Below are 11869 nucleotides of genomic sequence, written 5' to 3'. Positions count from 1 at the left end.
ACATAATTGGGGTTGACCGGAATTGACAGGATGGAGACGGTTATGTAAGCATGTAGTGCGTTGTTAGTAGAGCACTTTAATCTGAACTTTCAGAATTATAACTGGCGAAGAAAACTACGCCTTAGCTGCTTAAGTTAGACTTAACATAGCTATTTGTCCCGTTAGATCCTGTTCTTTGGTTTAACATTTGGGGCATCGAACGATAGAACTGGCAAGTGTGATGTTGCTAAGCACTTGTGAGAAACAGCAACTACGGCGTACGGTATAGGTAAGCGACTCACCTTCCCTCGCCCGACAATTAAAGAGAAGCTAAACATGTAGAAAGCGTATACAGTACCATGACTGGACGAGAGTTCGAATCTCTCCAGCTCCACTTGACGGGATAATTGAAAAATTATCCCGTTTTTTTGTATAATCTAAATAACCCATCTCCCTCATTTTAAATTTATTACAATTTAACAACTGTTTAATATCACGGTTTTTCCAAAATACTAGAAAGCTTTTTGATAGAGGAATTTAAACTATAAGACAAGGTCAAAATAGAGTTGGCTTGACACACGCAGCAAAATATCTTATTTTTATAATGGAGAGAAACCTCGAATAGGGGTAGAGCAATCTTGAGTCAAATTGCCAGCTGATACCATTTGTTTATCCGGTATTAGTTTTATTTAAGGAGGAAACCGCAGATAGAAAAGTAGAAGGAGATAAAATAAGTTATCGCACAATGGAAATAATAGATAAAATAGATATAGAGCGTAAAATTTCAAAGTCATTACTTAATGACAATGGTAATATCGCACTCATATTACTTGATAACTCCTCTGAGTTTGCTGTAGTCCATATTGAAGGTGATAAGTTAAGCCTTTCATACTACCATCAATTTGATTCTATTATTTTAGATGCTTGTTTTTCGCCTGAGAATCAAGTTTGGTTTGCTTTAAATGGCTCGAAAAATATAGAATGGAATATTACTACGCGGAACATTTCTCGAACATGTGGAGATGTGGTTCAAAATACTTTAGCCCCCCATTTAAAAGGCTATTCCTGCATACGGTTATTGCGTCAAAAAACCTTTTAATTGCTGCAAATGCTGGATCCTCGAGAATTGAATTTTACAATCTGGACACCTTATCCAGACTGGATAATACCGACGCGTTAAGTGAGGTGTATACCAAAAACATTATTGTTCATCCAGGTGAGCAATTAATTGCGGTACAAATAACGGAATCAGAAGATACAGGAAGTGTCCGCTTTTTTGAAATAAAAGAAAATGCAGTAAGAATGTACAAAAAATACATAGCCACCTTATTTTCGCCGAGCGCTTGTAATTTTTCTGAGAATGGTGATGAGATTATTATAACGGGCGGATTCCCACCCTTTAGTTACCAGGTTAACAAATTTCCATCACTGGAATTTGTTAACGAGTTTACGGATGACGATGGTTTAAATATTCCAGAACCATGGGGTAATACCAGGGGTATCACTTTTAATAATGATTTTTTGATATCGTCTTCCGGACTGATTGTGCCGTATTTTAATGGACATATAACTTACTTCCAAACAGGGAACAGGAAAAATTATAAAGTCGCTCAAATGCTGTGATTCTCTTTGTAACTCATTAACAAAATCAAAAGATGCACGACTATTATTATGTTCCTCAATAGGCGGTGAGGTGGTTTTACTACAGAATAGCCATTTGCAATTTAAGATTTCGACTAATATGGTGCATCTCGAAGAGACTGATACCACAACAAACCTTCTATTACCGCTAGCAGAAATGGAAGAGACCACTTCTACCCTAGACGATGCTTCACCAATCATAAAGGCCTTGAATTAATGGGAGGATTTAACCCCTGAAAAGATTCCAAACGACGGGTAATAGGGGTATCCTATAAATTTGACACCCGCTGCTTTAATCTTTTGATGCCTCCAAAGTGGTTATAAACAATTTTATATTTATCATAGGTACTCTGGGAACGCTCTTTCTTGGCAACCATCTTTGCAAAACCGTCATTATTTGCCTGGAATACTTTTAAAATGGCACCTTTTATAACAACTACACTGAAAAAGAGAGCTTTACTTTTACCTTCTTAATAAACTGTCATAAAGGCACTAAAGGTTCTATTGACCTCTCGTGCCCCCCACTAGAAAAACCATATTCAACATTGCGTATGGCTTTTCTTTTTTAGTCCCTATCCCGTACGAAACTGTTTTCTATACTTTAAGGGTGATACCTTTGTCACCACCTTAAATTGTTTGCTGAAATGTGCCCAACTGTTATAGCCGCTGTCATAACAGATATCCAAAATCGGCCGATCCGTATCACGCAAAAGTTTGCAGGCATGACCAATCCGGAGCTCCTTGATAAAATCAAAATAACTCTTTTTAATGTTCTTTTTGAAAAAGCGGCAAAACGCCGAAATCGACATATTCGTGCTGGCGGCAACCTCTTCCAAGGAAATAGGGTTTAAGAAATTCTTGAAGGAATAATCTATTATCGCTTCGATAACGATGTTTTCATCACGGCCTGCAATCGTATCAAAAGCCATGGTGATCACCTTTTGCTCCTCTGATGCCCCAATCCTATCCATACAGCTTAATAATAGCTGGATACGTTCAAGCCCCTCCATATTTTCAATCTGACGGATCATAAGAGCGATCTCTTTCGAAAGATCTCCCGTAAGCTGGATTCCCGTGCTATCATTTTTCAACAAGCCCGCGATAACATGCATCTCGGGCAGCGCTAAAAATCCCGCTCCCCAAAAATCCTTTAGAAAATGAACAACAATCGCGCTCCCCATAGCATCCGACTTTGATTTGCGGAACCAATGCGGCAGATCCGAGCCAAGGAAAAATACATCGCCTTGTTTGTAATCACCGATGTAATCACCAATAAGCGCTGTACCGTTTCCCTCGGTGATCAAAATCAGCTCACACTCGGGATGCCTATGCCAAGCCGTTTCAAAAGTCGGTGTTCTGTACGTTCTACAGGCAAAAGAGTATTGTTCTTCAACGTGTATTTTCTGGATCAGTGTTTTCATTATAGAAATCTTATTAGCGAATACATCTGCTATCTGAACACATAATATACGATTATAAACACAATAAATGGCAAGATAGCATATTTTTTCAGCCAAATAGCAGTTGAAAGATGCTCGTTGGATACTGTAAATTTATCATACGACAAGGGAACCACATGTGAATCGTATGCGGCTATCGCATAAAAAATAAACCAAAATAAAATTATGAACTCAACCTCAATAATAATCAACCATGGAAGCTAATACGTATGATGCCATCGTCGTAGGCTCCGGCATCAGTGGCGGATGGGCCGCAAAAGAACTTTGTGAAAAGGGATTAAAGGTCCTGATGCTGGAACGTGGAGGCCCTTACGAACATGTCAAAGATTATAAATCTGCCTTACGCGAACCATGGGATCTCCCGCACCGCGGACGTACAACTACAGAACAGAAAAAGAAGTATCCTGTTATCCATCGTGGCTGGGCTGCCTCAGAAGCCGTCATGGACGGTTGGGTGAATGAGGAGGACTGTCCTTATACCGAATTGAAACCTTTTACCTGGTGGCGTAGCTACCGCATGGGCGGGCGCTCTACTTTATGGGGCCGGCAGTCCTATAGGTTTAGTCAAATGGACTTTGAAGCTAATGAACGGGATGGAATCGCTGTATCTTGGCCCATTGGTTATCATGATATCGCCCCTTGGTATGACCATGTTGAAAAATTTGCCGGTATCAGCGGATCCATAGAAAATATCGCACACTTGCCCGATGGACAGTTTCTTCCCCCAATGGAGCTGAACTGCGTCGAAAAGGACGTAGCCAAACGTATTAAACAAGAATATGGAGACAAGCGACACCTGATCATTGGACGAACCGCAAACCTGACAGCCCTGATTCCTGGCCGGTCAAAATGTCAATTTAGAAATCGATGCTGGGAAGGATGCCCTTTCGGAGGCTATTTTAGCACACAGTCCTCTACCCTACCCGCAGCAATGAAAACCGGCAACCTGACCGTCCGGCCCTACTCGCTGGTTCGGCAAGTCCTCTATGATAAAAATACCAAAAAGGCTAGTGGCGTAGAGGTGTTGGACACCGAGACCAACCAAACCTATGAATTCAAAAGTAAAGTGGTCTTTCTATGCGCATCGGCTCTCAACAGTACATGGATCTTATTCAACTCCGCAACAGACATCTGGCCCGACGGTTTGGGTAGCAGCAGTGGGGAACTAGGACATAATGTGATGGACCATCATTACAACATCGGTGCTTCTGGAATCGTGGAAGGCTACGAAGACAGGTATATATTCGGGAAAAGAGCCAATGGCTTTTATATTCCGCGATTTGTCAATATAGGTAACGACAAAAGAGACTACCTACGTGGTTTCGGTTATCAAGGAGGCGCCAGTCGTGAAGGTTGGGGCAGAGAGGTTGCCGAACTCAATATTGGCGGTGATTTCAAAGATGCGCTCACCGAGCCCGGTCAGTGGACCATCGGCGCCACCGCTTTCGGCGAGATACTCCCTTACCACGATAATAAAATCGCTCTGGACAAAGAGCGAAAGGATAAATGGGGATTGCCGGTACTGGCCATGGATGCTGAGCTGAAAGAGAATGAGCTGAAGATGCGGAAAGATATGCAGGAAGAAATGAAAGCCATGCTTGCCATCGCGGGAATAAAAAATGTGAACACCTGGGATAATGGCCATGCCATGGGGCATGGTATCCACGAAATGGGAACCGCAAGAATGGGGCTGGATCCCAAAACCTCAGTACTCAACAAATGGAATCAAGTATGGGATTGTCTCAATGTATATGTCACCGATGGCGCCTGCATGACCTCCTCGGGCTGCCAAAATCCTTCGCTGACTTATATGGCACTGACAGCAAGGGCGGTAGATCATGCCGTCAGTGAGCTCAAGAAAATTAACAGTTAAGCCAATGGAAAGAAGAACACTTTTAAAGATGATCGCACTGCTTACAGGCGGAGCCGTAATTGGCGGCAATGCTTTTCTGACGGGCTGCAGCTCCAGCAAAGAACACGACCTTAAGGAACGCCTCAAGTTAACTCCACAGCAAATCGCACTTTTGGATGAGGTGGCAGACACCATACTCCCCACTACGCAAAAAAGCCCGGGGGCCAAAGCAGCTAAAGTCGGTTCTTTTATGACAGTCATAGTGAATGACTGTTACGAGGTCCCAGATCAGCAAGTATTTCTCGAGGGGATGGAAAAATTGGAGGCGGCATGTAAAAAAATGCATCATCTGGGATTCGTGGAAGCCACAGCCGAGCAGCGGCTTGCCCTACTAACAGCTATTGACAAGGAAGCAAAAGAATATGCACAAAAAAAAGGAGAGGCACCCAATCATTATTACACCATGTTTAAGCAGTTGACACTCCTTGGCTATTTCTCCTCGGAAATTGGTTATAAACAGGCACTCCGTTATAATCAGGTTCCGGGCCGATATGAAGGGGATGTTCCCTATAAAAAAGGAGATAAAGCATGGGCTTAAAACAACCAACAGAAAAATATAAGGCCACCCCCTATGGGCAATCTTATTTACATAAAAAATATTTATGACAACAATTAAAGGACCTGCTATTTTTTTAGCGCAATTTGCCGGCGACAACGCGCCATTCAATACCCTGGAAAGCATCTGTAAATGGGCTGCCTCGATCGGTTACAAAGGTATCCAGATACCTACCTGGGATACTCGATTGATCAATCTCCAAAGAGCTGCGGAAGATAAAGATTATGCATTGCAGCTCAAGACTACTGTGCAATCCTACGGCTTGGAGATCACCGAACTATCCACGCACCTCCAAGGGCAGCTGATTGCTGTAAACCCTTCTTTTGACCCGTTATTTGACTCATTCGCACCGTCAGAACTGCATAATAATCCCAAAGAGCGGCAGCAATGGGCTGTACAGCAGCTCTACTACGCGATCAAAGCCTCCCATAACCTCGGACTGAAGGCCCTTGCGACGTTCAGCGGTGCATTTCTTTGGCCCTACGTTTATCCTTGGCCGCAACGTCCGGAGAATCTAGTGGAAACAGGATTCACGGCACTCGCCAATATGTGGCTCCCCATATTGGATGCCTGCGAACAATACGATGTGGATCTCTGCTATGAACTCCATCCCGGTGAAGATCTGCACGATGGTGTCACTTTCGACATGTTCCTTGCAAAAGTCAATTATCATAAACGGGCAAATATCCTGTACGATCCCTCACATTTCGTACTGCAATGCCTTGACTACCTGCAATTCATCGACATCTATCACGAGCGGATCAAAATGTTCCATGTAAAAGATGCTGAATTCAATCCATCTGGCCGTCAAGGTGTATATGGTGGTTATCAAAATTGGCAAGCACGGGCTGGCCGTTTTCGTTCCATTGGCGNNGGCGATGGGCAGGTCAATTTTAAGGCGATCTTTACCAAGCTGACGCAATATGATTTTAAGGGCTGGGCAGTCCTGGAATGGGAATGTGCCTTTAAAAACTCCGAAGATGGGGCCCGTGAAGGTGCACAACATATCAAGGATTACATTATTCAGGTAAGTGATCATGCATTCGACGACTTTGCATCTGCTGGTCCCGATGACAACCTGAATCGAAAATTGATAGGTTTATCAGACGATTAACAGCCTAAAATACAGTTATTATGGAAATCAAAAAAATCAGGATGGGCATGGTGGGGGGTGGCAAAAATGCTTTTATTGGTGCCGTACACCGTATGGCAGCAGGTATAGATGGACAGATCGAACTATGTTGCGGCGCATTAAGTTCGGATCCCGTTAAAGCACAGGAATCTGGAGAACTCCTTTCGCTCCCCACGGATCGAATCTACGCAAATTTTCAGGAAATGATCCTGCGCGAAAGTCAGCTACCACCTGACGAACGGATGCATTTTGTAAGCATTGTAACTCCAAATGTTGCCCATTTTGAGCCAGCCATGCTAGCCCTGACACACGGGTTTCATGTGCTGCTGGAAAAGCCCATGACATTCACGCGCAAAGAAGCGGAATTATTACAGCAGAAAATCAATGAAACAGGACTCCTGCTTTGCGTCACCTATACCTATTCGGCATATCCCATGGTCAAACAGGCGCGCCAGCTGGTACGCGAAGGCAAACTTGGCAATATCCGTAAAATCATGGTCGAATATCCACAGGGCTGGCTGAGCACGTTAATCGAGACGGAATCTCCACTTGCTGCCTGGAGAACAGATCCCCAAAAAGGTGGATTGAGCAGTTGCATGGGTGATATCGGAACGCATGCGGCCCATTTGGCTGAATATATTTCCGGCCTAAAAATAACCCAAATATGTGCCGATCTGCGAACCGTCGTGGCAGGAAGACGATTGGAAGATGACGGAAATGTCCTACTGAGATTTGAAAATGATGCGACAGGAGTGCTCTCAGCCTCACAGGTAGCGGCAGGCGAAGAAAATGCTTTAAAAATACGGATATACGGCGAGAGAGCAGGCTTGGAATGGAACCAGCAGGATCCGAATACTCTTCTACTAAAATGGCTCAATGAACCAGCTCAAATATTTCGTGCAGGACAGCAATATCTTTCCTCTCTCGCCCAGCACAACACTCGCTTGCCGGCCGGACACCCGGAAGGTTATATCGAAGCATTTGCCAATATCTACAGAAATTTTTCAGCTACAATTCTCGCCAACTTAAACGGTACCAGTCCTACCGAGGCTATGTTGGATTTTCCTACGGTAGCAGATGGAGCAAGGGGAATGAAATTTATCGAAACAGTGATAGCTTCTGGACAGTCCAGTCAAAAATGGACAGCATTCTGATGACCATCACGACAATATAGACTTCAGCAATAGATTCCCTTACCGAAATTACTGCATCATCATCAAATAAGAAGCCTTATAGATAGTTCAGTAATTTCGGTTTTCACAATTTTTAGGAATTCTAATATCAACGTATAATACCCTTATACACCGCATCTCGCAGTATGCCCCCCTCGGTATCACCGGCATACTCCCAATACATTGCACCTAGTAATCCCTGCTCATGCACATACTCACATTTCAGGGCAATGGATTCGGGCGTTTCAAAAGTTAATACCAGAGTTCCTTGCGCATTGACCAAATAGTGTGCCTTCGCTTCATCATCCCATTTCTGTTCAAAACCCTGTAAATTCAGGAGATCCTTATAGTCGATAAAACCTTTGATATCGGTTTTATTTCCACGTCCATAAAATGGAATGCCAAGCACCAGCTTTTCGGCAGGCATACCGCCAGCGATATGCGCCTTAACGGCCTCGGCACAGGTCGTGCGCCCCGATAAAGATGAACGGTGGAGGCTCGCATGATGATAAGGAGGATTGCCTGAGTCATAGGTCATGATATTCACAAAATCCACGTCGCTTTTAATCTGGTCGAATGCAATATATTGACCACTTGATACAGAGGCCAGTGTCAATAACTTTTTCCTACCGATGGCCTTACGAATATCCCGCATTAGCAACGTAAAATTTTCTGTATCCGATTCCGTCGCGGAAATACCGGCAGAAGAGTTGGTCGGGTATTCCCAGTCAATATCAATGCCGTCAAGCTTAAACTCTTTTACAACACGTGCGCAATCCCCCGCAAATTTTCTCCGATTAGCAGCATCAGCAGCCATCTCACTAAAGCGGCCACTTCCCCAACCTCCAATGGAAAGCAGTATTTTAAGGCGAGGATGCGCTTTCTTCAGATCAGTGATACTCCTTAATCTTGTTTCATTGTCAATGCGCACACCGTCAAAATGATCATTTACATGACCAAATGCATAATTGATATGTGTCAGGTACGTCGGATCCGGCATCACGCTTGACCAGGAAGTCACATAAGCAATCACCACTTTTTTATTTTTTTCAAATGCATAGCTCTTTTGGGGACAAATAATCATTGTCAATAAAGCTATCGCCGCAAAGCTAAAGGCGAATAGCTTTAGAGGTTTCGTAACATGTTTAGATTTCATACTGATTATAATAAAAATTGAAAATTAATAATGCTAATTCTGGGCCAATCAACTTCATGATGACCTCTGGCAAACAACAGGATAAACAGGTTATCACCCGCGGATTTTTAAAGTTTTAAATAGATATTCATCTTTTTCAGTAAAATAGCATACCACAGCATGGCGAAGGCCCATAGCAACGAACCACCGACTGCCAACACCATATTACTCGATTGTTTATAGAAAAATAAAGGAATCTGAAATCCCCAACAGATGAAATAAATCAAATCCGGGGCAAGGTAGGTGGTCAGCGAATTCTTACCGGCCTCCTCAAAGACAAATATTCCATTATGGTATTTCCGGATATCTATGAGGTAATAGATAAGTAGCAATAACAGTACACTTATACCGCAACATAGCAGCGCCCAGCTCGGAGTACCATGAATTTTGGACAGTATAAACCAGGAGCGCAGCACAAATCCGCCAGTCAGCCACAGTATGCCAATAACCAGCAGTCGACACAAAAGCATTTTTGGTACAGTCGCATATCGCCTGATCAGTATACCAATGATTGTCCCGGCCAATACAATGCAAGGAACATTGCCAGACAACAACACATTCAGGTAATTTCCGAGGACCGGAACATGTAATTTGAACGTTGTTTGGGACAGGATATTCAGAACGAGAAACAGCAACCATGCGCATCCCACAACAGCAAGCCGTCCTCTGCTTAATACAAATGTGGCGGCTGCGGCGAAATAGCCCCATCCAATCAAGCCCAGGATTCCCCACCAACCGATTTCCAGACCTTTACCATCGGAGGCTTTAAAACGATAGACCAGGTAACAGATCCCCAAGATCCCAAGGAAACGTATCCCCTTAAATAAGGCTTGATTTCCCGATTTCGTCGGAAACCTATTCCAAACCATAAATACGCAAAGGTACAATAAACCTAACCACAAAAAATTGGACATCCCTGTCAATGTGGCATCCAGACGGCCTCCATTCAGAATCAAAACACCGATCAGGATCAGGCTCGCCGTACGGATGACAATATGGGAAAAGATAAGCCCCATGGACTCCCCCGTCTTTTCCCGCGCGGCCACGGCATAAGGTACAGCCATTCCCACCATGAAAAGGAATCCCGGAAAAACCCAATCTGCCAATCCCATGCCATCGACATCCGCTTCCGTATGCAGCATCCACTTGGGAACACCAGGAGCGAATAAATCGTTGACAAATAACATAAGAAATAGCGTCATACCACGCATGACATCCATTGAGCGGATTCGAATTGATTGTTTAGGTTGTTGTTGATCCATAATGCTATCGATAAATCCCAAGAAATCAGCTGTCACACAGGCCAAACACTCAGTTCCTATGCTATCCCGCATGATCGGCAGCTCCAAAGAATTAAGAACCACAAGATATAGCCATCATAAACTGAGCGTATATCATTTTTCTTGTACTAAGGTTTATATTGAGCAAACAAAAGCTATTTGCTTATCCTAAGATGATAAAATTAAGTCACATTCAAGCGAAAAAAATGTTCAAATTAGTGTAATTTCTGCTCTTATTAAGTTGGTAGTTAGAACATATCGCAGGTGAATGAGTTTTTTGAATAGCATATAGATGTGATTACCCCTTGCATAAGGCCAATGATAGTCCACCGTTTACACAAAATATTTAAGTATCAATCTGTTTAGCAATTTTGTAGCTTTTCAAAAGACAACCGTGCATTCATCAGGAGGAAAAACTTTGACAAAAAGCATCAACTATACGGTAAAACTGATATTTTTGGATTAAGATCTAAAATAACTTGTAGCATGAGTCAGTTAATATTTCGGGACGCCAGCCGGGCAGACTTACCCCGTATCGTTGCGATATACAATACCACCATTGCATCCAGAATGGTCACAGCTGACACCAGTCCAGTGTCAGCAGAAAGTAGACTGAAATGGTTTGACGAGCATAGTCCGTCAAAAAGACCCCTTTGGTTGGTAGAGGACGAAAATAACAATATCCTAGGCTGGGTGAGTTTTCAGTCATTCTATGGCCGGCCGGCCTACGATGCCACAGTAGAGATCAGCATTTACCTGGATGAACAGCAACGGGGCCGTGGACTGGGTAAACAAATCCTCCAGTATTGTATAGACAAAGCTCCGGCACTCGGAGTACATACCTTATTAGGCTTCATCTTTGCGCATAACGTCCCGAGCATTACACTATTTGAAAAAATGGGATTCCAGGAATGGGCGAATCTCCCAAATATCGCTACGCTGGACGGTGTAGAACGGAGTTTAAAAATATTGGGTAAAAGGGTAAGTTAAGTCACACAATTGGCTTTCAAGAGAAAAATCATTAGCTTTAAGTAATTATTTTATACGCTTAAAGCCACAGGTATGACTCCACGATCACACACATTGCTATTGTCGTTTCTCTCTATATTCTTTTGGATCAATCCAGCCTCAGCGCAAAATCCCGAGCGGACCAAGACCATCATGATCCCTGCAGATTCTGCCTATACAAAAATTGTACAGGCTCTCCATGAAAGCGGCTATTATATTGATAAATTAGACCGTTCTTCAGGTTTTATACAGACAAGTGTATACAACAAAAACACAGGATTATTTAGTAATGAAGGCGATACAAAAATTTCCAATTTTTTGGTTAGTCCCTTATCCGATAGAACAGCTAAAATTGTCCTCAATATATTCCTGATCGAACGCCGTAGAGGCGGAAGCTTTGATTCTCCCAATTATTACGACGAAAATAAAGGTATCATTCGAGATGATAAGATTTACCAGCAGATCTGGAACAAAATTTTACCATTATTACAATAAAACTTTTAAAACAAAAGAAAGAGGCTGTCTCAAATTTAT

General features: G+C 43.0%; 11 protein-coding genes and 1 other RNA gene. 9 read left to right on the top strand and 3 right to left on the bottom strand.

Annotation, left to right across the window (positions count from 1 at the left end):
• Positions 1–8 precede the first annotated feature (8 nt).
• The 3 genes from ssrA to B4G94_RS08320 all read left to right on the top strand — a co-directional run bounded on the left by ssrA (position 9) and on the right by B4G94_RS08320 (position 1602).
• Positions 9–376, top strand: a transfer-messenger RNA (tmRNA) gene (gene ssrA, locus B4G94_RS08330).
• A gap of 348 nt (positions 377–724) precedes the next feature.
• Complete coding sequence (locus B4G94_RS08325; protein ID WP_286858228.1) at positions 725–1078, top strand: hypothetical protein; 354 nt, start codon at positions 725–727, stop codon at positions 1076–1078.
• Complete coding sequence (locus B4G94_RS08320; protein ID WP_286858226.1) at positions 994–1602, top strand: hypothetical protein; 609 nt, start codon at positions 994–996, stop codon at positions 1600–1602. The genes B4G94_RS08325 and B4G94_RS08320 overlap by 85 nt, the downstream gene beginning before the upstream one ends.
• Before the next feature lie 590 nt (positions 1603–2192).
• Here B4G94_RS08320 and B4G94_RS08315 read toward each other — a convergent pair.
• Positions 2193–3041 carry an AraC family transcriptional regulator gene (locus tag B4G94_RS08315; RefSeq protein WP_165308978.1) on the bottom strand — a complete coding sequence of 283 codons (849 nt, stop codon included), beginning with the start codon at positions 3039–3041 and terminating at the stop codon, positions 2193–2195.
• A 232-nt stretch (positions 3042–3273) separates the two neighbouring features.
• On the opposite strand from B4G94_RS08315, the gene B4G94_RS08310 reads away from it, so the two are divergent.
• The 4 genes from B4G94_RS08310 to B4G94_RS08295 all read left to right on the top strand — a co-directional run bounded on the left by B4G94_RS08310 (position 3274) and on the right by B4G94_RS08295 (position 7834).
• Complete coding sequence (locus B4G94_RS08310) at positions 3274–4953, top strand: GMC oxidoreductase (protein ID WP_286858225.1); 1680 nt, start codon at positions 3274–3276, stop codon at positions 4951–4953.
• 4 nt (positions 4954–4957) lie between these two features.
• The gene (locus B4G94_RS08305; RefSeq protein WP_286858223.1) at positions 4958–5530 is read left to right on the top strand and encodes a gluconate 2-dehydrogenase subunit 3 family protein; all 573 of its coding nucleotides are present in this window, start codon (positions 4958–4960) and stop codon (positions 5528–5530) included.
• 64 nt (positions 5531–5594) lie between these two features.
• On the top strand, positions 5595–6662 hold the full coding sequence (locus tag B4G94_RS08300; protein WP_286858222.1) for a sugar phosphate isomerase/epimerase family protein: 1068 nt from the start codon (positions 5595–5597) through the stop codon (positions 6660–6662).
• Between the two features lie 20 nt (positions 6663–6682).
• Positions 6683–7834 (top strand): Gfo/Idh/MocA family protein, encoded by a 1152-nt coding sequence (locus B4G94_RS08295; protein ID WP_286858221.1) that lies wholly within the window; start codon positions 6683–6685, stop codon positions 7832–7834.
• Between the two features lie 127 nt (positions 7835–7961).
• Here B4G94_RS08295 and B4G94_RS08290 read toward each other — a convergent pair whose 3' ends face one another.
• Positions 7962–9008 carry a glycoside hydrolase family 18 protein gene (locus tag B4G94_RS08290; RefSeq protein ID WP_286858220.1) on the bottom strand — a complete coding sequence of 349 codons (1047 nt, stop codon included), beginning with the start codon at positions 9006–9008 and terminating at the stop codon, positions 7962–7964.
• Positions 9009–9115: 107 nt separating this feature from the next.
• Positions 9116–10381 (bottom strand): DUF5009 domain-containing protein, encoded by a 1266-nt coding sequence (locus tag B4G94_RS08285; protein WP_286858218.1) that lies wholly within the window; start codon positions 10379–10381, stop codon positions 9116–9118.
• Positions 10382–10813: 432 nt separating this feature from the next.
• On the opposite strand from B4G94_RS08285, the gene B4G94_RS08280 reads away from it, so the two are divergent.
• Both B4G94_RS08280 and B4G94_RS08275 read left to right on the top strand, forming a co-directional pair.
• The gene (locus B4G94_RS08280; protein WP_165308983.1) at positions 10814–11317 is read left to right on the top strand and encodes a GNAT family N-acetyltransferase; all 504 of its coding nucleotides are present in this window, start codon (positions 10814–10816) and stop codon (positions 11315–11317) included.
• A 72-nt stretch (positions 11318–11389) separates the two neighbouring features.
• Positions 11390–11830 carry a hypothetical protein gene (locus tag B4G94_RS08275; protein WP_286858215.1) on the top strand — a complete coding sequence of 147 codons (441 nt, stop codon included), beginning with the start codon at positions 11390–11392 and terminating at the stop codon, positions 11828–11830.
• Positions 11831–11869 lie beyond the last annotated feature (39 nt).

Source organism: Sphingobacterium sp. UBA7625 (assembly GCF_002484085.1).
Classification (GTDB): domain Bacteria; phylum Bacteroidota; class Bacteroidia; order Sphingobacteriales; family Sphingobacteriaceae; genus Sphingobacterium; species Sphingobacterium athyrii.
Note: the sequence above shows the minus strand (reverse complement) of the source record. Positions and strands in the feature narration are given on the sequence as shown.